Origin of the sequence: Lactobacillus gallinarum DSM 10532 = JCM 2011 (genome assembly GCF_001434975.1) — a bacterium.
Classification (GTDB): Bacteria; Bacillota; Bacilli; order Lactobacillales; family Lactobacillaceae; genus Lactobacillus; species Lactobacillus gallinarum.
The window spans coordinates 1-24,982 of the sequence record NZ_AZEL01000008.1 but is presented as its reverse complement, the minus strand read 5'-3'; the positions used below and the strand labels follow the sequence as shown (position 1 = coordinate 24,982).

The window sequence follows — 24,982 nt, the reverse complement described above, 5'->3', positions numbered from 1 at the left end:
TCTGTAGATTAGATATTTATATTTTACAGGGAAGTCGAACGTATGTCTCTATTTTTTAATAAAACTGATTTTAATTGAAGCTGGCTATCTGCATTTTACTAAGGAATATGAATTAGCTGATACCGCTACTTGCCGTCATGCTGTTTTAGCTGCTTTCAAAAAAGAATTTCCGCGCAGTAGTCGTGCGTATTTAATCGCTAAATAGTATACTTTTCAGTAAAGAAAACTATTTAATACAAGTCAGAAAGGAAGTCTTTTCATTGAAATATGCAGAAAAGTCACCCACATTGTGGAATGCCATTCATCACGAAGAAGAGCGCCAACAAAACACGATTGAATTAATTGCTTCTGAAAATATTGTTTCTGATGCAGTTCGTGAAGCTCAAGGTTCAGTTTTAACTAACAAATATGCCGAGGGCTATCCTGGTCGACGCTATTATGGCGGTTGTCAATACATTGATCAAGTTGAACAACTTGCTATTGATTATGCTAAAAAATTATTCAATGCTAAATTTGCTAATGTTCAACCCCACTCTGGTTCACAAGCAAATATGGCTGTTTATCAAGCTTTGCTGAAGCCAGGCGATGTAATCCTTGGCATGGGCATGGATGCTGGCGGTCATTTAACTCACGGTGCCAAAGTAAACTTCAGTGGTAAAGAATATAGATCTTATAGTTACGGATTAAATGTTGAAACTGAAGAGCTTGATTTTGATGCTATTCGTCAGATCGCCTTAGATGTTCATCCCCAATTGATCGTTGCTGGTGCTTCTGCATACAGCCGAATTATTGATTGGCAAAAATTCCGTGAAATTGCCGATGAGGTTGGCGCCTATTTAATGGTTGATATGGCCCATATTGCTGGTTTGGTAGCAACTGGCCAACATCCTAGTCCTATTCCAGTAGCTGATGTAGTGACGACTACTACGCATAAGACCTTGCGTGGTCCTCGCGGCGGCATGATTTTATCTAATAGTTTAGAAATTGGTAAAAAGATTAATTCAGCTTTGTTTCCAGGTATTCAAGGTGGTCCTTTAGAACATGTAATTGCCGGAAAAGCGCAAGCTTTTTATGAAGACCTACAGCCACAATTTACCGATTATATTAAACAAGTAATCAAAAACGCTAAGATAATGGCAGAAACTTTTGCTAAGTCTGACAATATTCGTGTAGTTTCTGGTGGTACTGATAATCACTTAATGATTATTGATATTACAAATACTGGGTTAACGGGTAAAGATGCACAAAACTTGCTTGATTCAGTTCATATTACAACCAATAAAGAATCAATCCCTGGTGATCAGCGCAGTCCTTTTGTAACTAGTGGTTTAAGAATTGGTACACCAGCAATTACTAGCCGCGGTTTTGATGAAGAAGACGCTAAAAAGACAGCTGGATTAATTATTGAGATTTTGTCTAATCCAGAAGATGAAACAACAATTGAACACGTTAAACAAGAAGTTAAAGAATTAACTCAAAAACATCCAATTAATTAATTTGAATAGAAAATAAACAGTTCTAGTTTTTTGCTAGAACTGTTTTTGTTATAATTAGAAGCTAAAAATCGAGAAAAATATAGGGTAAGAATGAAGGATAAGTGATTATTTGGAAGGAATGAAACGACATAAAATAGGTCTGTTTTCGGCTATTATGTTGGCCCTAAATTCTTTGATAGGCTCAGGTTGGCTGTTTGGTTCAGGTTCTGCAGCGAAAATTGCTGGACCAGCCGCAATCCTCTCTTGGATTTTAGGTGCTGTCATTATTATTGCTATTGCTTTGACCTATGTAGAATTGGGAGCAATGTTTCCTGAAAGTGGTGGTATGAGTAGATATGCTCAATACAGTCATGGATCGTTACTGGGATTTGTTGCTGCGTGGGCCAATTGGATTTCATTAGTAACTTTGGTACCAATGGAAGCCGTGGCGGCTGTTCAATATATGAGTTCGTGGCCGTGGTCATGGGCTAATTGGACTAAGAATTTTATTAAAGATGGCAATATTACTTTTGCAGGATTGGGCGTTGTATTTATTTTTATGTGTATTTTTACAATGATCAATTTTTGGTCAGTAAAAATTATGACACATTTTACTAATTTGATTTCTATTTTTAAAATCTTATTGCCTACTTTAACGATTGTAGTTTTAATTTGCAGTGGTTTTCATGCACAAAATTTCGGCTCCAACGTTCATGAATTTATGCCGTATGGCACACGTTCCATCTTTGAGGCTACGTCAGTTTCAGGAATTATCATGTCATATGATGCATTTCAGACCGTGATCAATATGGGTGGAGAATTGAAGAATCCACGTAAGAATATTGTCCGCGGTGTCTTGATCTCTATGATCATTACTGCAGCGATTTATATCATGCTGCAAGTAACTTTTATTGGAGCAGTCGAACCAAGTATGTTAGTCAAGGTAGGCTGGCACAGCATTGACTTTACTTCACCATTTGCGGATTTGGCAATTATTTTAGGAATCAATTGGTTGGTAATTTTGCTTTATTTAGATGCGTTTGTATCACCATTTGGCACAGGCGTCGCTTTTGTAGCTACGGCATCTAGAGCTTTGGCTGCTATGACACATACACGTCACTTACCTAAGTGGCTAGGCCGGCTTAATCAAAAGTATTTAATTCCGCGTTACGCGATGATTGCGGATTTGATTTTAGCGGTAATTTTGGTCAGCCTATTTAGAAACTGGAATTTATTGGCAACCGTAATCACTGCTTCAACATTAATTGCGTATTTAACAGGCCCCGTAACGGTAATGACTTTGAGAAAAGTAAAACCTAATCTTGATCGTCCGTTTAAACCTCGTTACATGCCATATCTAGCACCAATTGCCTTTATTTTAACTAGCTTGTCAATTTACTGGTCAATGTGGCCAACTACGATTCAAGTTATCTTGGTAATTGCATTAGGCTTGCCGATTTATTTCTATTATGAAATTCACTATCAACATTCAAATTTAAAAGAACAATTACGTAGTTGTTGGTGGATGATTGTTTATTTGATCTTTATGTCAATAATGTCTTATGTGGGAAGCGATGGCTTGGGTGGACAAAATTGGATTAAATATCCTTTTGACTTTGTTGTAATTGCTGTAGCTTCACTTGGATTTTATTACTGGGGTATTAAAACAGGATTACGTAAAATCGATTTGTATATTGAAAAAGACAGTAAAAAAATAAAGTTGCCTTAGTCAACTTTATTTTTTTACTTTTGTGCTTCGTTTAAATATTTGGTTAATACTTTAAAAACACCGTTATCGTTGTTGCTTGGTGCAATAAATTTAGCCATCTTTTTAACGCTATCTTGACCATTTTCCATGGCATAACTTAATCCAGCTAATTTGAGCATTTCAATATCATTTTCGCCGTCGCCAAATGCAATTAATTGAGTTCGAGGGACGTCTAGGTAAGCAAGAAATTCTTTAAGGCCGTTAGCCTTGTTAACATTATAGGGAATAATGTCCATATAGTTCCAGCCGCTAGTTGTAACGTGAATTTTTTCAACGCTTCTGCTATTGAATCCATATTCTAATTCTCGTCGAACCTTGCTAGGATAATCAACCGTAACTTTAGTATATTGATCATCTTCAGGGATCTGATCAAAGTCATCAACTTCAATACTATTAGGATAGAAATAATGATGTGATCGTTTAAATTGAGCCGGCGTACTTTTTAAAAAGTATGAATGCTTAACGCCGCTGATTAATGTGCTTTGGACGGCTCCAGGATAACGCAGATGCAAATAATCAACTAGATTTAAAATGCATTTTTTAGAAAAAGTTGTTGTACGGATGATCTTGCCATCGCGAACAAGAACCGCACCATTATCAGCAACAAAATCGACGGAATCAGTAAAATCACCGAAATCTGCTTCTAATCGTCCTGCTGGTCGTCCACTGGCAATAATAAAGTGAGCACCGTGCTTGTGTAAACGGTATAAAATTTCACCGAACATTTCATGATCATATTTCTTTTCATCATTTACAAATGTGCCATCGACATCTACTGCAACAGCTTTAAAAGGAAGATCTTTCATCTAAATTACCTCATTCAAAATAAATTCTGCTATTAGTTTAGCACTCATTGTAAGAGGTTACATGACATATTAGTTTCATACTGTGAAAAATGTCTTGAATTAGTTACTTGAAGATGTTATCCTAGTTTACGTTAATCGATTAATCTATGATCTGTAATATGGTCATGGCAAAGGAGTAATAAATTATGAAACAAGGTATTCATCCAGATTTTCAAAAAGTAGTTTTCATGGACTCAGCAACTGGTGCTAAGTTCTTAGCTGGTTCAACTTTGAAGCCAGAAGAAACTATTGACTACGAAGGCGAAACTTACCCATTAGTACGTGTTGAAGTTTCATCAGATTCACACCCATTCTACACTGGCAAGCAAAAGTTTGCTCAAGCAGATGGTCGAATCGAAAAGTTCAACAAGAAGTATGGCTTGAAGAAGTAAACCTTTGTCTGGTGGAAGCAGTCCCATTGGGGCTGCTTTTTTTCTTCATTAGATTATTTGGCAGAATGCTTGAAAGACAGTATAATGTTTTCTGTATAAAAATGTTTTTATGGGAGTAAAGATTCAATGAAAATGCAAATGGCTGAAATTGCCAAGGCTTTAAATACTACTTGTGAAGGCGACGACAAAACTATTATTACTTCTGTTGCCTTTGACTCCAGAAAGATCACAACTGGTGGTTTATTTGTACCGCTTGAAGGTGAACGTGATGGACATGATTTTGTGGCGGGTGCCGTTAGCAATGGTGCTTCTGCTACGTTGTGGAAGAAAGGCCATCCAAATAAGCCCGAAGATATCACAGTAATTGAAGTAGATAATCCTCTTACTGCTATGCAAGATTTGGCGCGTTATTATTTACGCAAGGTTAATCCAACTGTAGTAGGTATTACAGGCTCTAATGGTAAAACCACTACTAAGGATATGATTGCTGCAGTTTTATCTAAGCGTTTTAACGTACATAAGACACAAGCTAACTTTAATAATGAAATTGGTGTACCAATGACCATTCTTGAAATGAAACCAAATACTGAAATTTTGGTCCTTGAAATGGGTATGGATAGACCAGGTCAGCTGCACCACCTAAGTGAATTAACTCATCCGGATGTAGCTGTCATTACTATGATTGGTGAAGCTCATATTGAATTCTTTGGTAGTCGCGACAAGATTGCTGACGCTAAGATGGAAATCACCGACTTTTTACGTGAAGATGGTGAATTCATTTATAACGGTGATGAACCATTGTTGCAAGAACGTGCTAAAAAGCTGGATCAAGCTAAGGCCACTTTTGGTTTTAGAGATGAAGATACAGTACATGCAACTGGCTTCAAGAGCTACATGCACCACGCTACCTTTACAATCAATGACTCAGAGCAAAAATTCTCAATTCCAATGATTGGTAAGCATAATGTTTCTAATGCAATGGCTGCAATTAGCGTAGGTCATCATTTTGGTGAAAGCGATGAAGAAATTGCGTCATCATTGTCTAACTTTAAGCCAACTGCTAACCGTATGGAATGGGAAAAGGGCGATGCTGGTGAAGCGATTATGAGTGATGTTTACAACTCAAATCCAACTGCTGTTAGAGCGGTTGTTACCAGTTTTGGTCAAGTTGAAGTTAAAGACGGCGGTCGCAGAATTGCTGTACTTGGCGACATGCTAGAACTAGGTGAAAAATCGCCAGAACTTCATGCTGGATTAAGTGATACTTTAGACCCACAAATCATAAATGAAGTGTACTTGTATGGCTCTGAAATGAAGAATTTATACGATGCTTTGCAAGATAAATATGAGCCAGAGAATTTACATTATTATACTCAAGATGAAATGGATCATATGATTAATGATCTTAAAAATGACATTAAGCCGGACGACATTATCGTATTAAAGGGTTCACACGGGATGCACCTTGAAAATGTCTTAGCCCGACTAAGATAGGAGAAAATTTTTTGAAGTTTTCAGAATTAGGATTAAACGATGCGCTTCTTAAAGCGATTAAACGCTCAGGTTTTGAAGAAGCAACCCCAATCCAAGAACAAACTATTCCACTTGCTTTACAAGGAAAGGATGTAATTGGACAAGCACAAACTGGTACCGGTAAAACTGCCGCTTTTGGTTTGCCAATTTTACAATCCATTGATAAAAAAGAAAAAGCAATCCAAGCAATTATCATCGAACCAACGCGTGAACTTGCTATTCAAACACAAGAAGAATTATTCCGCTTGGGTCGTGATGAACATGCTCATGTCCAAGTGGTTTATGGTGGTGCAGATATCGGCCGTCAGATTCGTTCACTAAAGCACCACGTACCATCAATTTTGGTCGGTACACCAGGTCGGTTATTAGATCACTTAAAACGTGGCACAATTGATTTAGATAAAGTTAATACAGTAGTTTTGGATGAAGCAGATGAAATGCTCGATATGGGCTTTATCCAAGATATTGAAAGCATCTTGAGGTATGCTAAAAACCGCAAGCAAACTTTGCTTTTCAGTGCTACGATGCCTAAGCCAATCTTACGAATTGGTGAAAAATTCATGAAGGATCCTGCTATTGTTCAAATTAAGGCTAAGGAATTAACAGCTGATTTAATTGATCAATACTTTGTTCGTGCTAAGGAATCCGAAAAGTTCGATATTATGTGTCGTTTAATTGACGTCCAAGGTCCAGATTTAGCCTTAGTATTTGGTCGTACGAAGCGTCGTGTAGATGAGCTTACACGCGGATTACAAGCACGTGGCTATAATGCTGAAGGTATTCACGGAGATCTATCTCAGGCGCGTCGTATGGCAGTCTTGAAGCGATTCCGTGAAGGTAAGTTGGATATTTTAGTTGCTACTGATGTGGCAGCACGTGGTTTGGATATTTCAGGGGTAACTCACGTATATAACTACGATATTCCTCAAGATCCAGATTCATATGTTCACCGTATTGGTAGAACTGGGCGTGCAGGACAAAATGGTATCTCAGTAACCTTTGTAACTCCAAATGAAATTGGCTACATGAGAACTATCGAACAACTTACTAAGAAAAAGATGTCACCACTTCGTCCACCAACAGATGATCAAGCACTTCGCGGTCAATTAAAGCAAGCTAAGGCTGAAATCGAAGATTTGATGAATGGTGATTTGGGTAAATATACTCAAGATGCTAGTGAACTTCTTGATAACTATTCAGCTCTTGATTTAGTAGCTGCTTTTCTTAAGAACTTAGCTAAGGATTCAACAGAAATTAAGGTTAAGATTACGCCAGAAAAGCCTTTGCCATACAAGGGCGATGGTCGTCATGGTCGTGGCCGCCGAGGACGTAATGATCATGGTCGTGGACATGGCAATTATCACCGCCGTCGCAATAACAATAATAATTACCGTCACAACGGTAATCGCGGTCGTCGTGGACGTGGCAATGGACATGAATTCGTAATTAAGAATAAAAAAGATTAATTTTTTAGACTAAAAAGGAAGTTGTAATTTTTGCAACTTCTTTTTTGTATTATAATGATGTCATTGTGTGAGGTGAGAAACGATGATTAAAGGTGTAGGGATTGACTCAATTGAAGTTGAACGTGTTAAAAAGATCGTGGCAAAAGGAGATTCTTTCGCTAAGAAGGTTTTGACTCCAAAGGAATTTGCCCAGTATCAAAAGATGAAAGGCAAAAGAAAAGTTGAATATCTCGGAGGTCGTTTTTCATTAAAGGAATCTTTTTCTAAAGCTATGGGAACAGGCTTAGGCAAATACGTAGGTTTTCAAGATGTGGAAACTTTATGGGATGATTTGGGGCATCCAGTGATGACTTCAACTAAGTTTGATGGAAATATTTTCCCAAGTATCACACATGATAATCATGAAATTATTACGTTTGTAGTATTAGAGGAGAAATAAAAATGGTTCCAGGCTATCATCGTCCAGCCGTTGTAAAAGTAAATTTAGGTGCAATTAGAAGAAATATTAAGAATGAAATGCAGCACCTTGAACCAAATCAAAAGATGCTGGCTGTAGTTAAGGCTAATGGCTATGGTCATGGTGCAGTCGAAGTGGCAAAGGTCGCTGAGGAAGAAGGAGCAGCAGGATTTTGTGTTGCCATTTTAGATGAAGCATTGGAATTGCGCCGTGCTGATATTGTTAAGCCTATTTTGGTTTTGGGAGTAGTTTCTCCTGAATATGCACCAATTGCTGCTGTAAATAATGTTTCATTGACAGTACCTAATTTAGAGTGGTTAAAAGACGCTGAAAAATATTTAACAAAAGAAAACTTGCAATTAAAGATTCATTTAGGGATTGATTCTGGTATGGGTAGAATTGGTTTCAATGAAGATGATGAATTTATTGCAGCCAATAAGTTCTTGGAAAATAATAATAACTTCTTTATTGAAGGGATGTTTGCCCATTTTGCCTCTGCAGATAGCGCTGATGAGACTTATTTCAGGCATCAATGCGAGAAATTCAAGCATATGAAGAGTTTATTAACTGTTAAACCTAAATGGATTCATGTTGATAATACTGCAGCAAGTATTTTTCATGAAGGTATCAAGAGTGATCTGGTTCGTTTTGGAATTGGAATCTATGGCTTAAATCCATCTTCAAATCCATCTTCTCCAGATTTAACTTCTGCAATTAAGTTAGAACCTGCTTTATCATTTGAAAGTGAATTAACACATGTTAAAACTATTCATAAAGGTGATGGAGTAGGCTATGGTTCTACCTTCATGGCTGAAGAAGATACAGTTATTGGAACTGTCCCTGTTGGTTATGCCGATGGTTGGATTAGAAAGTATCAAGGTTTTAAGGTAAAAGTTGGCGATGAATATTGTCCGATTGTGGGACGTATTTGTATGGATCAATTTATGGTTAAAATGCCAAAGAAAATGCCAGTTGGTACCAAAGTAGTGATTATTTCAAATAACCCAGCTGATCCAAACAATATTAAGGCGGCAGCTGATTATGTTGATACAATTCACTATGAAGTTGCTTGCTTGCTGAATGATCGGTTACCACGTGTTTATTATGAAAAATAGTAAATGAAAAAGCCGAAATCACGATTATTTTTTCGTGATTTCGGCTTTTTTTGGTTAAAAAATAAATAACTTAGGGTATTAATTGTGATATGTTCATGTTAAAATATATTAAACCTGCACATTGTATTGAGAATTTAAAAGCTATATATAAATAGTAAAATGTTTTTTTATAATAAACAAGGTAAAATATATTGGATATTAGAACCCAAACAACAAAAAGTAATTTGAAAAAGGCTTTGTTGCAATGTATGAAAGAACAAGCTTTTAATGAGATCAAAGTTAAAGACATTATTTTAGCATCGGGTATCAGTTCACGTACTTTTTATCAATACTATAAGGACACACACGCCTTATTATTAGCAGTTGAAGATGACATCCTAGCTGAATTTAATAAAGCATTACTTGCGGATCGTGAAGCTGTTAATGGGATCGATCATGTTTTGTCTCAAGATGAATTGATAAAAGTAGCAGAGAATATTTCTAAAAATTCAATCTCTTTCTTTTTGAAAAATAAAAATAAACTTGAAATTTTAATTTCAGATAATGGAGACATCCGCTTTTTTAATAAGATGGTTGAATATGCCAATAAAGAATTTGCCATTCGAATGGAAATGATGAATCCAAACTATAAGGCGATTTTGGCACAAGAGCAAACAATTCCACCAGATATGGTTTTAGGAATCTTTGATATTAATATCATTAATGTGGTATTGCAATTAATTAAATATAATGATGAGTTGTCTCCAGCTGATATGCGTCGTTATATTGCAGGCTATTTGACTCGAACTCCATTACAATTTTTGGGATTGATGAAATAATACAAAAAAAGCTTCTAACTTTTAATTAAGTCAGAGGCTTTTTTATATGTTTTTTAATCTTTATGTGGATGTTCGATGAAGACACCAGGATTTTCATCGCTCATGATAGTCATACCGGCTTGCAAATCTTCGATTTCAGAAACAACGAAACCTTTCTTTTGCAATTTATCTACAATGGTCTTCATTGTGATGTCGGATACGCCTGCAGGTAAAGTAAACAAGGTTCTTCTTACGAAGTCTCCTTCAAGTTCTCCAGCTGCAGCATCAAGTGTCATTACACTAGACATATTAGTATGTTTTGACACGATCTTAGACATTTTAATTAAGTTACCGCGTGCATTATCGGATAAAACAGTTAAAACATATGAACCATTTTTAACATCCCATGCGTCTGATAACATGTCTAATAATCTTGAGTGGGTAAGAATACCATAAAAATGATTATCCTCATCAAGAACAGCAATGTATGGCAAGTCTTTGATGTTAAAGAATACTCTAAAGAATGGAGAATTTACCTTAATTGTCTTAGTAGCGTTCTTAAGCAAGTAAGTTACTGGTAAATTCATGTCTCCGCCTTGAGATTTGTGGCGGTAAATGTGCATTTTATAAATATTACCGCGGAAAATAGTGCCAGTGTCATCTACAATAGGCACACATCTATATCCAGATTTCTCCAGAATATCCAATGCTTCTGCTAATGTGGCTTTTTCATTAACTGTTGTTAAGTAATCTTTCTTAATAACTAAAGATTTAATAAGCATGAGTTCGCCTCCAAAGTGAAAATGTTTCAAGTAATTATAGCATAATCAGTATGTTAATTAAATATTAATTAAAGACTAGCTAAAGTAATCAAATATATTTTAACAATAGTTAGTGAAATAAAAAAGCATCTCTTCCTAAGAAAAGATGCTTTTTTATTTCACTAATTTAAGAATTATTGACGAACCTTAACGCCAGTTTCTTTGAAGGCCTTGTCCATAACCTTCTTTAATTGATCTGCTGAAGCAGTCATTAATTCTTTTTCTTTATCGCTTAATGGCATTTCAATAACTTGTTCAAGACCCTTGCGTCCAACAACTGCTGGAGTACCGATGTGAAGGTCGTGTAAGCCGTATTCCCCATCCATTGGTACTGAAAGTGGAAGTACACGGTGTTCATCGTTCAAGATAGCCTTAGCGATCATTGCTGAAGCAGTACCGATACCGTAGAAGGTAGCACCCTTCTTGTTGATGATGTCGTAAGCCATGTCAGCAACTTCCTTGTGGATGTCTTCAAGCTTAGATTCATCCATACCGTGAGCCTTAACCCAGTCACTAACCTTTACGCCACCAACATTGTTGTAGCTCCATGCTGGGAATTCAGTATCACCGTGTTCACCAAGCATGTATGCGTTAACTGAACGTGGGTCAACGTGTTCCATCTTACCAATAACTTTTTGAAGACGACCAGTATCAAGTGAAGTACCTGAACCGATAACACGATCCTTAGGGAAACCTGACATCTTCCAAGTTGCGTGAGTCAAGATATCAACTGGGTTAGCAACAACTAAGAAAATACCTTCGAAGCCTGATTCAACAACTGGTTCAACGATTGATGATAAAATCTTCAAGTTCTTGTTAACAAGATCAAGACGAGTTTCACCTGGCTTTTGTGGAGCACCAGCAGTAATAACAACTAAGTCTGCATCCTTACAATCTGGATAGTCAGCTGCGTAAATGTTCTTTGGAGAAGTCCAAGGAGTTGCATCAGCTAAATCGATTGCGTCACCTTCAACGTGTTCCTTAGCAATATCAATAATACCCAATTCTTCAGCGATACCTTGTTGTACCATTGAAAATGCGAAGGTAGAACCTACGGCACCGTCACCGACTAAAATAACTTTACGGGGTTTTTCAACTCTTGCCATAACAATAAATCTCCTTTTTATTAGTGATAATCTTAACAAAGAAATTATACCATGTTAGCAAGCATTAATAAAATTATTATTTATTGTTTGTGCTATTATATGAGGGATTATGTAATGAGGGGTATATATAATGAAAATAATTGCAGGTTTAGGTAATCCAGGTCAAAAGTACGATAAAACCAAGCACAACACTGGTTTTATGACTATGGATCACTATCTTAATGAAAAAGGATTATCTTTGGACAAAGATAAGTTTGAAGGACATTGGACTAAGCAAAAAATTAATGGTGAGGATGTAATTTTGCTTGAACCTCAAACTTATATGAATGAATCAGGGCGTTCAGTTAGCCAAATTGCTAATTTCTTTAAAGTGGACCCAGAAGACGTTTTGATTATTCAAGATGATATGGATATGCCAATTGGCAAAATTAGAATTAGAGCTAATGGTAAGAGCGGTGGCCATAATGGAATTAAAAGCATTATCCGAGACTTAGGAACAGAAAAGTTTAATCGCTTAAAGATTGGGATTCGTCATCCTAAGAACACGACAGTTGTTTCATGGGTGCTTACGCCATTTAACGATGAGCAACAAAAATTAATGGATAATGCATTTGATACAAGTGTAAAGATTATCGATGACTTTATTGCAGGCCGCGATAGTCAATATTTAATGAATAAGTATAATTAAAATGCGTTTAACAGAAATATTAAAAGAAGATCAAGACTTAAATAATTTTATTGCAAAGACTAAACAAGTAAAGAATTCACTAATCACTGGCGCTAATGCCGGTGCTTTTAGTCTACTTTTAAAACAAATCGTAACTGAGTTAGATGCTCCACTTATTTTAGTAGAGGAAAATGAAAATAAGGCTCAGAATTTATACGGAGAATTAAGTGCAATTCTACCTGATGATAGTGTACAAATCTTTCCTGTAGATGCCACTATTGCTACACAAACGGCAGTCAGTTCACCAGATGAGTTAAGTAATCGGATTGAGGCACTTAACTTTTTATTAAGTAAAAAAGCTGGGATTGTAGTAACTACACCGCAGGGCTTGCAATATAAATTGTCTGCTCCTGACGAATTTGCTCAAGCTAAGAAAGATTTTGAACCTGGCAAAGAATACGAATTAACTGACTTAAATAAATGGCTAGTTAGTTTGGGCTATAAAAAAGAAGCGTTAGTTGCTCGGCCAGGAGAATTTGCTATTCGTGGTGATATTTTAGATGTATATCCTTTAGACAGAGAGAATCCAGTAAGAATTGAATTCTTTGGTGATGAAATTGATACGATCAAGGAATTTGATCTAGCAACTCAGCGTAGTCAAAAAGAAATTGATCGTGTTGAAATTTCTGCAGCTCAAGATCGAGTATTTTCTAGTGAAGCTATTGAAGCTGCGGCAAAAGCAATAGAAAAAGATATGGGGGATGCACCTGCACCGGATAAGGCAGTCAAAGATCACTTTACGGTGGCACTCGATGCTTTGAATGCAGGTGGATTACCAGATAATTATGCCTTTTTGGTGGATTATTTAATTAAAAAGCCAAGTAGCTTATTAGAATATTTAGATAAAAATGGTCAAATCTTGATTGATGATCTGCCTTTAATCAAACAAGCGGTAGAGACTGTAGATAAGCAAAATGCAGCTTTTATTAGTGATGAACTAAAAACTGGTGCAATGCTGCCGAAGCAAACTTTGCGCAGTGATTTTGATCAAGTATTAACTAAAGATAAGCACCATAGAATATATTTCTCTCTTTTCCAGCGCAGTATGGGACGAATTCGTTTGGGACAGATGCTCAATTGGCAAACGCGTGAACCAGAACAATTCTTTAGTCAAATGCCCCTAATTAAGTCAGAACTTGAGTCGTATCAAAAATCTGGTCAAACAGTTGTACTACAAGCAGATAATGCGAAAAGAGCTAAACAAATCGATCAGACAATGGTCGACTTTGGTCTAAACTTGCCAATTGTAGATAAAAATGAAATCTCAGAAGGTAAATCGCAAATCGTAGTAGCGGGTTATACCAGCGGTTTTAGTTTACCTTCGGTGAAGTTAGTTTATTTGACTGAACGCGAACTTTTTAACAAGCGTCCACAGCGTAAAAAGAGAATCAAAACTCTGGAAAATGCTCAGAGATTACGTAATTATACTGAGTTAAAACCAGGGGATTATGTTGTCCATGTTAATCATGGTATTGGTCGTTTTGAAGGAATTAAAACACTAGAAAATAATGGCGTTAAGCGTGATTACATTACCATCACCTATCAACATGGCGATCAATTATTTGTACCAGCAGATCAGCTTAGTTTGGTACAAAAGTATGTGGCTTCTGAAGGAAAGACGCCTCATATTAACAAACTTGGTGGTAGTGAATGGGCTAAAACTAAGCGTAAGGTCCAATCTAAGGTTGAAGATATTGCTGATGATTTGATAGAGCTTTATGCTAAGCGCGAATCGGAAAAAGGTTTTGCTTTTTCACCAGATGACGATTTGCAAAAACAATTCGAAGATGCCTTTCCATATGCAGAGACTCCGGACCAGTTACGTTCAATTAAAGAAATCAAGGAAGATATGGAAAAGCCGAAACCGATGGATCGTCTAGTTGTAGGAGACGTTGGTTTTGGTAAAACAGAAGTAGCTTTAAGGGCGGCTTTTAAAGCAATTCAGGATAATAAACAAGTAGCTTTTTTAGTGCCAACAACTATTTTGGCTCAGCAGCACTATGAAACTATTCAAGATCGTTTCAAAGATTTTCCTGTTAATACTGCGATGCTTTCTCGTTTTCAAACTCCAGCTGAATCTAAGGAGATTATTGAGGGACTGAAGGAAGGAAAAATTGATTTAGTCGTAGGTACCCACAGACTGTTATCAAAGGATGTTGAATTTAAAGATCTTGGATTGTTAATAGTTGATGAAGAGCAGCGCTTTGGCGTTAAGCATAAAGAAAGGCTAAAGCAGTTAAAGGCTAATATTGACGTGTTGACTCTCACTGCTACGCCAATTCCTAGAACTTTGCATATGTCGATGGTTGGGGTGCGCGATTTATCTGTGATGGAAACTCCGCCTCAAAATAGATATCCAATTCAAACTTATGTGATGGAACAAATTCCAAGCGTAGTAAGGGATGCATGTTTGCGTGAAATGCAGCGTGATGGACAGGTCTTTTACCTACATAATCGAATTAGTGATATCGATGAAACTGTGGAAAAGCTGCAACAATTAATCCCGAATGCGCGGATTGCTAGTGCTCATGGACGAATGAGTCAAAATCAATTGGAAGACATTTTGTATCGGTTTTTGAACCGTGAATTTGATATTTTAGTGACGACGACCATCATTGAAACGGGTATCGACATGCCTAATGTTAATACGATGATTATCGAAGATGCTGATCACTATGGTTTGAGCCAGCTTTATCAGCTGCGAGGGAGAATCGGTCGTAGTGCCAGACTTGCCTATGCATATTTTCTGTACCAGCCTAACAAAGTTTTAACCGAAGTTGGTGAAAAACGCCTAGATGCAATCCGCGATTTTACTGAATTAGGGTCAGGCTTTAAGATTGCTATGCGTGATTTGTCGATTAGAGGAGCTGGCAATATGCTGGGAGCCCAGCAGCACGGCTTTATTGATAGTGTTGGTTATGATTTGTATTCACAAATGCTTAGCGATGCAATTAAAGAGCGTAAGGGTAAGAAGACAGTTAAGAAGTCAAATGCAGAGATTGATTTAAAACTTGAAGCCTATATTCCAGATTCATATATTGGCGACCAAGAAGAAAAAATCGAATTTTACAAAAAGATTAAAGCAGTCAATAATCAGGAAGAATTAGATAAAATTGAAGATGAACTAATTGATCGCTTTGGTGATTATCCAGCAGCTGTTGAGAATTTACTTGCTGTAGCTGGGTTAAAGGTAGATGCTGATCTAGCTCAAGTCTTAAATGTACTGAAAAAAGATAATAATACTATTAAGGTTGAGTTTAATAATGCTGCTTCACATGAATTAGAAGGACCTAATATTTTCAGAGCATTAGAACACGTAAGTCTTAAAGCACGTATTAGCATGAATCAAGAAAAAAGAATGGTTGTTTTGCTGCAACTGCCTGATAAGATAAAGAATCGAGTTTTGTTTAATGAATTAACTACGTTCTTAGAGGCTGCCAGCGAAATAGTGCAAAGATAGAGGTATAAATTATGAGAATTGATAAATTTTTAAAGGTTTCAAGATTAGTTAAGAGAAGAACTGTTGCTAAGGAAATGGCAGATCAAGGCCGAATTAAAGTTAATGGACGAGTAGTTAAGTCCAGTTACGATGTAAAAATCGATGATATTATTGAAATTGGTTACGGTGCGCGAGTAATTAAAGCCAAAGTTTTGAATATTCGCGAAACCACTAAAAAGGCTGAAGCAAGTGAACTTTACGAGTTAGTTGATTGATGACTTTCCCATAAATCGTTGTTATACTTAACGTAAACGATATTTCTTATAACAGAGGATAAAAAAATGAATCATGGTCCACATATTTACAATTCGTTAAGTCCAGAAGCTCAGAGAGAGAAGCTACTTCGTAAGCAAGCGAAAATCGAAAAACGAGTTCATCGCATTCGATTAAATAGAATTGTTGCTGTTTTTGCTATTATATTTGTGATTTTGGGTATTCAAATTACAATTAAAGTTTCACAAACAAAGCGTATTAACAATCAAGTACAAGTTGAAAAACGAGGATTGGCTAAAGTTAAGAAAACAGCTAAAACTTTAAAGACCAAGAGACAGAATCTCGATGATCCAAACTACGTTGCTAAATTAATTCGTTATAAGTTTTATTATTCTAAATCAAATGAAAATGTTTATAACGTGCACGAAAGAAATGATAATGATTAATGAAGAAGTATCAAGCCGGTAACCGGGTAACCGGGGTGATTAATAACATTACCGATTTAGGTATTTTTGTTACATTGCCTAATAGACATTCAGGATTAGTTCATCACAGTGATTTTGGTAATAATTGGGCGCGAGAAAGGCGTCAATATCAAGTAGGCCAAAAGGTTCGCGTTGTTGTCGTGCATGTCAATAGAGGCAGATTTAATCTGTCAATTGTACGCGTAAATGATCCTGATTTAGTTGATCATGATAATCAATTCTCTGATACTAAACCTGCAGAATTTGATCAGGTTTTGAACAAAGTAAGTAGAGATGCTAAAAAGGAAATTGATGAATTAAAAAAGGTTTTGAATAAAAATTAAAAATGACCCGTAATGGGTCATTTTTTTAGTTAGGGAGATTTATGAAAGTAGTAGATTTCTTTAGAAAAAATGGAATAGATTTAGAAAGTAAAACATTATTAGTGGCCGCAAGTGGAGGCCCTGATTCGATGGCTCTTCTTGATATGCTTAAAAACTTGCAAGCCAAAAAGAATTTTCAATTAATGGCTGCACATTTTAATCATCAATTAAGAGAAGACAGTGAGGAAGAAAGCGAGCTTCTAAAAAAATACTGTGATGAAAAAAATGTGCCATTATTTATTGCAAAATGGCCTAAAGAAGAACAACCGCAAGTGGGAATAGAGGCTGCAGCAAGACATGCGCGCTATGCTTTTTTAACACAAATAGCTAAAGAAAATAAGGCTGATTATTTGTTAACTGCCCATCACGGGGACGATTTGCTGGAAAATATCTTGCTTAAATTTATTCGCTCAGGTAATCCCGAAGAGATGAATAGCCTGCAAAGAGTGGGTGAAATGCATGGTGTAAAATTGTTGCGACCATTGTTGGGATACAGCAAGGACGAGCTATTGCAATATAATCAAGCTCATCGAATTGATTTTATAACTGATTTAACTAATCAGGCCGATGAAACGATGCGTAATCGCTTGCGCCATCATGTGGTGCCATTACTCAAAAAAGAAAATCCTGCTTTGATCAAGAATGCACTTTTTTTTAGTCAAAAAATGGATGAATTGATCGATTATGTTGATGAAAAAAATATTGCAGTCGGTCAATTGGAACGTTTTCTAAATGTTGCGTATCGCATTAAGAGTGAAAAATTAAAGCGATTGACGACTAAAGAAAGAACCTTTTTCTGGCAGAGAATGATTTGGCAAAAATATCATCGACGGGTTAATGAAAATTTGGGTAATTTCGCAGTCATTGAATATCAAAATTACTTTTATTTGTATAAAAAGCAAAATATTTCCGAAGTTAAAAAACAGGTAATTAGTTTAAATCAGCCATTTGTGTTTAAAAATAGAAAAATGGTGTTATATACTGAAAGAAAAGCCGGTATAAAGCTGATTGGTGATTTTTGGTTTAAGCCAAATACTGCTTTTAGTGTGGGAGAATTAACGGCGGGGAGTAAACTTCTGCTGCAAAATGGACATCATGTTAAAGCAAAAAAGAAGTTTGCAGAAAATGCGATTCCACTAGCTTTACGACCATTTTGCTTAGCCATTTATGCAGAAAACGAACCAATTTTTGTGGAGAAAATTTATCAAAACCAAAATTGGATCAAAAATGGCAAACATTATTTTCTATATAATTCTTAAAAAGTCTTCAAAATAGTTGAAAATATTAGTGGTAGCATCTTATTTTGTGATAAAATTTTAAACGTATAACTTAGAGACTTTGCGGAGGTTTTTTATGAAGAATAACCGGAATCGGCTGTTATCAAACGGCCTATTCTATATAGTTGTGTTCCTTTTGCTCCTATGGGGAATCAACTGGGCACTCGGCGGTTCTAACAATAGTGGTAGCTCAGAAAATATCAGCTATTCACAATTTGTTAAAGATTTGCGTCAAGGCAAAGTTAAAAACTTTAGTGTTCAACCTGCAAACGGTGTATATACTGTTTCAGGTAGTTACAAGACTGCACAAACAACAAAGAATCAATCAAATAATAGTTTTGATTTCTTTAGTAATAACTCAAGTAGAAAAGTATCACGCTTCTCTACTACTATGTTACAAAATGATTCTACCGTTTCTAACGTGCAAAACTTGGCACAAAAGAGTAACGCTCGGATGACGACTCAAGGAGAATCACAGTCTGGCAATTGGATTTCAACCATTGTCATGCTTGTGCCAACCGTTTTGTTTATTGTCATGCTTTGGATGATGATGAATCAAGGTGGTGCTGGCCGTGGCGGCAGCGGCGGAATTATGAATTTCGGTCGTTCACACGTCAAGCCAGAAGATCCTTCTAAGAATAAGGTTCGTTTCTCTGACGTAGCCGGTGAAGAAGAAGAAAAACAAGAATTAGTAGAAGTTGTTGAATTTTTAAAGGATCCATCAAAATATACTAAGTTAGGTGCTAGAATCCCATCTGGTGTTTTACTTGAGGGTCCTCCTGGTACTGGTAAAACCTTGCTTGCACGTGCCGTAGCTGGTGAAGCTAACGTGCCATTTTACTCAATTTCAGGTTCTGACTTTGTTGAAATGTTTGTTGGTGTTGGTGCAAGTCGTGTACGTGACTTGTTCAATAATGCCAAGAAGAATGCACCAAGTATTATCTTTATTGATGAAATTGATGCCATCGGTCGTCGTCGTGGCAATGGCACCGGCGGTGGCAACGATGAACGTGAACAAACTTTGAACCAATTATTGGTTGAAATGGATGGTTTTGAAGGCGATGAAGGTGTTATCGTCATTGCCGCTACTAACCGTTCAGATGTGTTGGATCCAGCTTTACTTCGTCCAGGTCGTTTTGACCGTAAGGTTTTAGTTGGTCGTCCAGACGTACGTGGCCGTGAAGCTATTTTGAAGGTTCATGCTAAAAACAAGCCACTTGCTCCAGATGTAGACTTGAAGGAAGTTGCTCGTCAAACTCCTGGGTTCGTTGGTGCAGATTTGGCTAATGTCTTGAACGAAGCTGCTTTGGTTGCTGCACGTAGAAATGGTACTGAAATTACTGCATCAGATATTGATGAAGCTGAAGACCGTGTCATTGCAGGTCCAGCTAAGAAGGATCGTTTAATTGCAGAACCAGAAAGACGCCGTGTTGCTTTCCACGAAGCAGGACACTCAATCTGTGGTTTGGTCTTAAGTGATTCTAGAACAGTTCGTAAGGTAACTATTGTGCCACGTGGTCGTGCCGGTGGTTACAACATCATGTTGCCTAAAGATGACCAGTTCATTTTGACTAAGAAACAATTATTTGAACAAATTGTTGGTTTAATGGGTGGTCGTGCTGGTGAAGAAGCAACTATTGGTGATAAGTCAACTGGTGCTTCTAACGACTTTGAACAAGCTACTGCTATTGCTCACAGCATGGTAGTAAATTACGGGATGACTGAATCATTGGGTATGGTTGAACTTGAAAAAGAGGGCGAAACCAATCCATACGGCTTTAAGCCATACAGTGAAGCTACTTCAGCTAAAATTGACGAAGCCGTTAAGAAGATCTTGGATGAAGCTCACGCTAAAGCACTTGAGATTGTTAAGGAAAACAAGGAAAAGCATAGAATTATCGCTGAAGCTTTGCTTAAGTACGAAACTTTAGACGAAAAGCAAATCATGTCTTTATACAAGACTGGTAAGATGCCTGAAAAATACGAAAGTGAATATCCAAGTGAATCCAAGGCTTCAACTTATGAAGAAGCTAAGGCTGCTGCAGAAAAGCGTGAAGTTGAAAAAGCAGAAAAGAAAGATTCAGATCAAGCATTAGCTAAACAAGAAAAATCTGCTTTGGAAACTCCATCAGAAAAGAATCATGAAGTTGAAGAAAATAATCCTGAAAATCCAGAAAAAACTGAAAATTCAGATAACTCAACTAAAGATACTTCTGCAGATGAAGAGCACAAAGATAATTAGATAAAAATGGGGCCTGTAACGGGCTCTATTTTTTTAGAGAGAAGGAATAAATATGAGTGATTATTTAGTAAAATCAATCGATAAAACTAAAAATTTACGTTTACTGACAATTACCGCTAAAGATGTTGTTGGTGAAGCACAAAAGCGTCATGATTTATGGTCTGCTTCTTCTGCTGTTCTTGGTCGTACACTGGTTGGTACGCTTTTGTTAGCGGGCGCCGAATTAACTGATAAAGAAGAATTGACAGTTAGATTGATGGGCAACGGCCCTGTAGGTCCAACTATTGTTACAGCTACTGCCGATTTAAAGGTGAAGGGTTACGTACGCAATCCACATATTGCTTTGCCACCAAAGAAGAATGGCCATATTGATGTAAAAAGAGCTGTTGGTCAAGGTATGCTTGAAGTTACCAAAGATTTAGGCTTAAAAGAACCATATACTGGTCAAGTTCCGATTGTTTCTGGTGAAATTGCAGAAGATTTTGCATATTATTTGACGAAGTCAGAACAAATTCCGTCAGCAGTTGGTTTATCTGTTTTTGTTAATCCAAATAATTCTATCGGTGAAGCTGGCGGATTTATGCTTCAAGCTTTACCAGGTGCCAGTGATGCTTTGATTACTGAAACAATTAAGAGAATTAAAGCTTTGCCAGCTCTTTCTACTGCATTTTTAGATGGAATGACACCAGAAGATTTAGCACGTAAGATCTTAGGCACTGACTGTAAGATTCTTGAAAAAGATGATGTAGCATTTAGCTGTGACTGTTCTAAAGAAAAATATGCAGGTATTCTTGAAACCTTGAAGAGTTCACAATTAAAGGCCATGATTAATGAAGATCATGGTGCAGAACTTACTTGCAATTTCTGCGGAAATAAGTATCATTACACTGAAGATGAATTAAAGGCTATTTTAGCCAAGAAAAATGAAGAAAAAGATTATTAATTAAATAAAAAGTCCTAGGGTTTTGTCCTGCGGGGCTTTTTTGATATTATAATAAGGTATTTTGAAAGGATGATTTGGTGGATAACAGCTGGAAAATTCGCGATATCACCATTCCTAACCGAGTTGTTGTTGCGCCGATGGCGGGAGTTTCAAATTCGGCGTTCCGCGTTGTATGTAAGGAATTCGGAGCTGGGCTGGTTGTTTGCGAAATGATTTCTGATCATGGAATTATTTATCGAAACAAAAAGACCTTAAGCATGATGGATGTAGATCCACGAGAGCACCCAATGAGTATTCAGATCTTTGGGGGAACTGAAGAAACATTACTTCAAGCTGCTCAATACATTGATCAACATACTGATGCTGACATTATTGATATTAATATGGGTTGTCCTGTGCCTAAAGTAACTAAAACCGATGCTGGTTCAAAATGGCTGCTTGATTCTAATAAAATTTATCAAATGGTCCATGCCGTGGTGCAAAATGTGCAGAAACCTGTTTCTGTTAAAATGAGAACAGGTTGGGATAAAAAGCACGTGTTCGCGGTAGAAAATGCTTTGGCTGCTCAAGAAGCAGGTGCTAGCATGATCGCAATGCATGGTCGCACCCGTAAGCAAATGTACCAAGGTGAAGCAGATTGGGAGATTTTGCACGATGTAGCTCAAGTGCTTGATGTGCCGTTTGTAGCTAACGGTGACATTAGAACTCCCGAGCTTGCCAAGAAGGCTTTAGATGAAATTGGTTGTACTGCTGTGATGGTAGGACGTGCTGCTTTAGGTAATCCTTGGATTTTAAAGGATATGACGCATTATCTAGAGACTGGTGAAAAATTACCACCACAAACAGTGCGTGAGAAGGTAGAAACTGCTAAGCATCAACTTCATGCGTTAGTTAAAATTCATGGTGAAAAGCGAGCAGTACCAGAATTTCGTCAACAAGCTGCATACTATTTAAAGGGAATTCCCCGTTCAGCCCGTACTCGTGCTAAAATAAATGAGGTCTGGACGCGTCAAGAAGTATATGACTTACTCGACAATTTTGTTGATGAGTATGAAAAAAGAGAAAAAGCTCGTGCTGCAAGACGCGCGGCAATGAACAAATAATGGAGGAAAAATAAATTGGCAAAGAACGAAATGAATGACCAATTACGTGTTCGTCGTCAAAAGATGGACGAAATGCGTGAAAACGGAATTGAACCATTCGGTCAAAGAAAGTTTGATCGTCAAGATTTAGCAAGTACTTTGGAAGAAAAGTATGGTAAAGAAGATAAAGACGAATTAAACGATGATATGCCTAAGACCAAGATTGCAGGTCGTATGCTTGCAAAGCGTGGTAAGGGTAAGGTAGGTTTCGCAGACCTTTACGACCGTACTGGTAAGATTCAAATTTATGTACGTAAGGATATCGTAGGCGAAGACAACTACAAGATCTTTAAGAAATCAGATATTGGTGACTTCTTGGGTATTGATGGGGAAGTTATGAAGACTGATACTGGTGAGTTGACTATTCGTGCTACTCACGTAACCTTCTTATCAAAGGCTCTTCGTCCTTTGCCAGATAAGTACCACGGCTTGAAGGATGTTGAAGCAATTTACCGTCAACGTTACCTTGATTTGATCACTAACCGTGACAGCTACATGCGCTTTGTTCACCGTACTCAAATCATTCAAGCTATTCGTGATTACTTAAACAAGCAAAACTTCTTAGAAGTTGAAACTCCAGTACTTCACAACATTCCTGGTGGTGCTGAGGCTCGTCCATTTATTACTCACCACAACGCTTTGGATATTAACCTTTACATGAGAATTGCTTTGGAACTTCCACTTAAGCGTTTGATTGTTGGTGATATGGAACGTGTTTACGAAATCGGCCGTGTATTCAGAAACGAAGGTTTGGACACTCACCACAACCCAGAATTTACTGAACTTGAAAGTTACGCAGCATACTGGGACTACCACGATGTTATGGATGAAGCTGAAGGTATTATCCGTGCTGCAGCTAAGGTTGTTTCAGATGACGGTAAGATCACTTACCAAGGTACTGACATTGATTTGGGCAAGCCATTCCGTCGCGTTCACATGGTTGACTTGATCAAGGAAAAGACTGGCGTTGACTTCTGGAAGCCAATGACTCTTGAAGAAGCAACTAAGATTGCTGAAGACCATGATATTCATGTTGAAAAATTCTGGAAGGTTGGTCACATCATTAACGCCTTCTTTGAAAAGTACTGTGAAGAAACTATTGTTGACCCAACATTTGTTTACGGTCACCCAGTAGAAATCTCACCACTTGCTAAGAAGAATGCTGACGATCCAAGATTTACTGATCGTTTTGAAATTTACATCATGGGTGAAGAATACGGTAACGCCTTCTCAGAATTGAATGATCCTGATGATCAACGTGAACGTTTCGAAGCTCAAATGGAAGAACGTGAAGCAGGTAACGACGAAGCTGACATGATCGATGAAGATTACCTTCGTGCTATGGAATACGGTATGCCACCTACAGGTGGTTTGGGTATCGGTATTGACCGTTTGGTAATGCTTTTAACTGATGCTCCAGCTATTCGTGATGTTCTTTTGTTCCCAACAATGCGTCCAGAACGTGTTGAAAGCGTAGAAGCTGAAGTTAAGGCTGATATGGAAAAGAAGAATAAAGAAAACAAGTAATCTTATAAATTAAAAAACTCTTATCTATGTTTTAAGCATGGATAAGAGTTTTTGTTTATGTATTTTTTAATTGAGAATCATTTTTTCATCAGAGTATTTTTTAGGATCATTTAAATCCCATTGCTGATATCTAACTTCTTGACACTTAAAGCCTAATTTTTTGTAAAGCTTTTTAGCCTTAGTATTTTCTGCAAATACGTCAAGACTAACTGGTCGACTCATGTACCTCAAAGCTGTCGATACTAAAGCATACCCGATACCTTTATTTTGATGAATTGGATCTACATAAATGTAATCCAGTTCTTGGGGATGAACTGCAACGAAGCCCAATATGCTGTCAGCATCATAAGCTACATAAATTTTGCAGGAGAAAAAATCATCCTTATATGGAGCTGTCTCTAAAGGTATGAAGTATTTTTCTGCACCACCAATTGTTAGCTCTTCTTTACGACTAACGTCGTGAATACGGCATACTTCAGCATAATCGTTTGGTTGATATTCTCTGATATTAAATTTTGGCATGTTTTTCTCGTTTCCTAATATTAAGATTTTGATTTAGAAAGCAATAGTACGCAATCTCATGTGAAATCTCCTTTAATTAAATTGAATATATTGTAGCAATTTTTTTAATTCGGTACAATAACTAAAATTAACTTAGTTAAAAACAGATAAGTAATATTTTTTCAAAAAGTATTTGCAAAGAGAATAATCTTTGCTATAATACTTTTTGTATCGCGGAAGTAGTTCAGTGGTAGAACATCACCTTGCCATGGTGGGGGTCGCGGGTTCG

The 24,982-nt window shown here is 37.0% G+C and carries 22 protein-coding genes; 18 read left to right on the top strand and 4 right to left on the bottom strand.

The window, feature by feature from the left end; translation table 11 throughout:
- Positions 1 to 260: 260 nt before the first annotated feature.
- Both glyA and FC37_RS01775 read left to right on the top strand, forming a co-directional pair.
- A complete protein-coding gene (glyA, locus tag FC37_RS01780; protein WP_025005292.1) occupies positions 261 to 1,496 on the top strand; it encodes a serine hydroxymethyltransferase in 1,236 nt (411 codons plus the stop codon).
- A 109-nt stretch (positions 1,497 to 1,605) separates the two neighbouring features.
- The gene (locus tag FC37_RS01775) at positions 1,606 to 3,204 is read left to right on the top strand and encodes an APC family permease (RefSeq protein WP_025005291.1); all 1,599 of its coding nucleotides are present in this window, start codon (positions 1,606 to 1,608) and stop codon (positions 3,202 to 3,204) included.
- Between the two features lie 14 nt (positions 3,205 to 3,218).
- On the opposite strand, the gene FC37_RS01770 is transcribed toward FC37_RS01775, so the two are convergent.
- Positions 3,219 to 4,049: a Cof-type HAD-IIB family hydrolase gene (locus FC37_RS01770; protein ID WP_025005290.1), complete on the bottom strand. Its 831-nt coding sequence runs from the start codon at positions 4,047 to 4,049 to the stop codon at positions 3,219 to 3,221.
- A 185-nt stretch (positions 4,050 to 4,234) separates the two neighbouring features.
- Here FC37_RS01770 and FC37_RS01765 point away from each other — a divergent pair, with 185 nt between their 5' ends.
- The 6 genes from FC37_RS01765 (at position 4,235) to FC37_RS01740 (ending at position 9,869) form a co-directional block, all read left to right on the top strand.
- Positions 4,235 to 4,480 carry a type B 50S ribosomal protein L31 gene (locus FC37_RS01765; RefSeq protein WP_014918203.1) on the top strand — a complete coding sequence of 82 codons (246 nt, stop codon included), beginning with the start codon at positions 4,235 to 4,237 and terminating at the stop codon, positions 4,478 to 4,480.
- A 126-nt stretch (positions 4,481 to 4,606) separates the two neighbouring features.
- Positions 4,607 to 5,974, top strand: a complete 1,368-nt coding sequence (locus tag FC37_RS01760; RefSeq protein WP_025005289.1) for a UDP-N-acetylmuramoyl-tripeptide--D-alanyl-D-alanine ligase — start codon at positions 4,607 to 4,609, stop codon at positions 5,972 to 5,974.
- A gap of 11 nt (positions 5,975 to 5,985) precedes the next feature.
- Positions 5,986 to 7,479, top strand: a complete 1,494-nt coding sequence (gene cshA, locus FC37_RS01755; RefSeq protein WP_025005288.1) for a degradosome RNA helicase CshA — start codon at positions 5,986 to 5,988, stop codon at positions 7,477 to 7,479.
- A gap of 82 nt (positions 7,480 to 7,561) precedes the next feature.
- The gene (acpS, locus tag FC37_RS01750; RefSeq protein ID WP_025005287.1) at positions 7,562 to 7,918 is read left to right on the top strand and encodes a holo-ACP synthase; all 357 of its coding nucleotides are present in this window, start codon (positions 7,562 to 7,564) and stop codon (positions 7,916 to 7,918) included.
- A 2-nt stretch (positions 7,919 to 7,920) separates the two neighbouring features.
- Positions 7,921 to 9,051: an alanine racemase gene (gene alr / locus FC37_RS01745; protein WP_025005286.1), complete on the top strand. Its 1,131-nt coding sequence runs from the start codon at positions 7,921 to 7,923 to the stop codon at positions 9,049 to 9,051.
- Between the two features lie 248 nt (positions 9,052 to 9,299).
- Positions 9,300 to 9,869 carry a TetR/AcrR family transcriptional regulator gene (locus tag FC37_RS01740; protein WP_025005285.1) on the top strand — a complete coding sequence of 190 codons (570 nt, stop codon included), beginning with the start codon at positions 9,300 to 9,302 and terminating at the stop codon, positions 9,867 to 9,869.
- A gap of 53 nt (positions 9,870 to 9,922) precedes the next feature.
- Here the strand turns inward: FC37_RS01740 and cbpA are convergent, their stop codons facing one another.
- Entirely contained in the window at positions 9,923 to 10,630 is a 708-nt protein-coding gene (gene cbpA, locus FC37_RS01735; RefSeq protein WP_025005284.1) for a cyclic di-AMP binding protein CbpA, read from the bottom strand.
- 173 nt (positions 10,631 to 10,803) lie between these two features.
- A complete protein-coding gene (locus FC37_RS01730) occupies positions 10,804 to 11,775 on the bottom strand; it encodes an L-lactate dehydrogenase (protein WP_025005283.1) in 972 nt (323 codons plus the stop codon).
- A gap of 130 nt (positions 11,776 to 11,905) precedes the next feature.
- On the opposite strand from FC37_RS01730, the gene pth reads away from it, so the two are divergent.
- From pth to lysS, 10 genes are all read left to right on the top strand, one after another.
- The gene (gene pth, locus FC37_RS01725; protein ID WP_025005282.1) at positions 11,906 to 12,463 is read left to right on the top strand and encodes an aminoacyl-tRNA hydrolase; all 558 of its coding nucleotides are present in this window, start codon (positions 11,906 to 11,908) and stop codon (positions 12,461 to 12,463) included.
- Position 12,464: 1 nt separating this feature from the next.
- Positions 12,465 to 15,962 carry a transcription-repair coupling factor gene (mfd, locus tag FC37_RS01720; protein WP_025005281.1) on the top strand — a complete coding sequence of 1,166 codons (3,498 nt, stop codon included), beginning with the start codon at positions 12,465 to 12,467 and terminating at the stop codon, positions 15,960 to 15,962.
- Between the two features lie 11 nt (positions 15,963 to 15,973).
- A complete protein-coding gene (locus FC37_RS01715) occupies positions 15,974 to 16,216 on the top strand; it encodes an RNA-binding S4 domain-containing protein (RefSeq protein ID WP_011254102.1) in 243 nt (80 codons plus the stop codon).
- Positions 16,217 to 16,282: 66 nt separating this feature from the next.
- On the top strand, positions 16,283 to 16,660 hold the full coding sequence (locus tag FC37_RS01710; RefSeq protein ID WP_025005280.1) for a septum formation initiator family protein: 378 nt from the start codon (positions 16,283 to 16,285) through the stop codon (positions 16,658 to 16,660).
- Positions 16,660 to 17,022: a S1 RNA-binding domain-containing protein gene (locus tag FC37_RS01705; protein ID WP_025005279.1), complete on the top strand. Its 363-nt coding sequence runs from the start codon at positions 16,660 to 16,662 to the stop codon at positions 17,020 to 17,022. The genes FC37_RS01710 and FC37_RS01705 overlap by 1 nt, the downstream gene beginning before the upstream one ends.
- A gap of 41 nt (positions 17,023 to 17,063) precedes the next feature.
- Complete coding sequence (gene tilS / locus FC37_RS01700; protein ID WP_025005278.1) at positions 17,064 to 18,320, top strand: tRNA lysidine(34) synthetase TilS; 1,257 nt, start codon at positions 17,064 to 17,066, stop codon at positions 18,318 to 18,320.
- A gap of 94 nt (positions 18,321 to 18,414) precedes the next feature.
- A complete protein-coding gene (ftsH, locus tag FC37_RS01695; RefSeq protein WP_025005277.1) occupies positions 18,415 to 20,580 on the top strand; it encodes an ATP-dependent zinc metalloprotease FtsH in 2,166 nt (721 codons plus the stop codon).
- 52 nt (positions 20,581 to 20,632) lie between these two features.
- Positions 20,633 to 21,523 carry an Hsp33 family molecular chaperone HslO gene (hslO, locus tag FC37_RS01690; protein ID WP_025005276.1) on the top strand — a complete coding sequence of 297 codons (891 nt, stop codon included), beginning with the start codon at positions 20,633 to 20,635 and terminating at the stop codon, positions 21,521 to 21,523.
- Positions 21,524 to 21,600: 77 nt separating this feature from the next.
- On the top strand, positions 21,601 to 22,626 hold the full coding sequence (gene dusB / locus FC37_RS01685) for a tRNA dihydrouridine synthase DusB (RefSeq protein WP_025005275.1): 1,026 nt from the start codon (positions 21,601 to 21,603) through the stop codon (positions 22,624 to 22,626).
- Between the two features lie 15 nt (positions 22,627 to 22,641).
- Positions 22,642 to 24,192: a lysine--tRNA ligase gene (gene lysS / locus FC37_RS01680; protein WP_025005274.1), complete on the top strand. Its 1,551-nt coding sequence runs from the start codon at positions 22,642 to 22,644 to the stop codon at positions 24,190 to 24,192.
- A 66-nt stretch (positions 24,193 to 24,258) separates the two neighbouring features.
- On the opposite strand, the gene FC37_RS01675 is transcribed toward lysS, so the two are convergent.
- Positions 24,259 to 24,714: a GNAT family N-acetyltransferase gene (locus FC37_RS01675; protein WP_025005273.1), complete on the bottom strand. Its 456-nt coding sequence runs from the start codon at positions 24,712 to 24,714 to the stop codon at positions 24,259 to 24,261.
- Positions 24,715 to 24,982 lie beyond the last annotated feature (268 nt).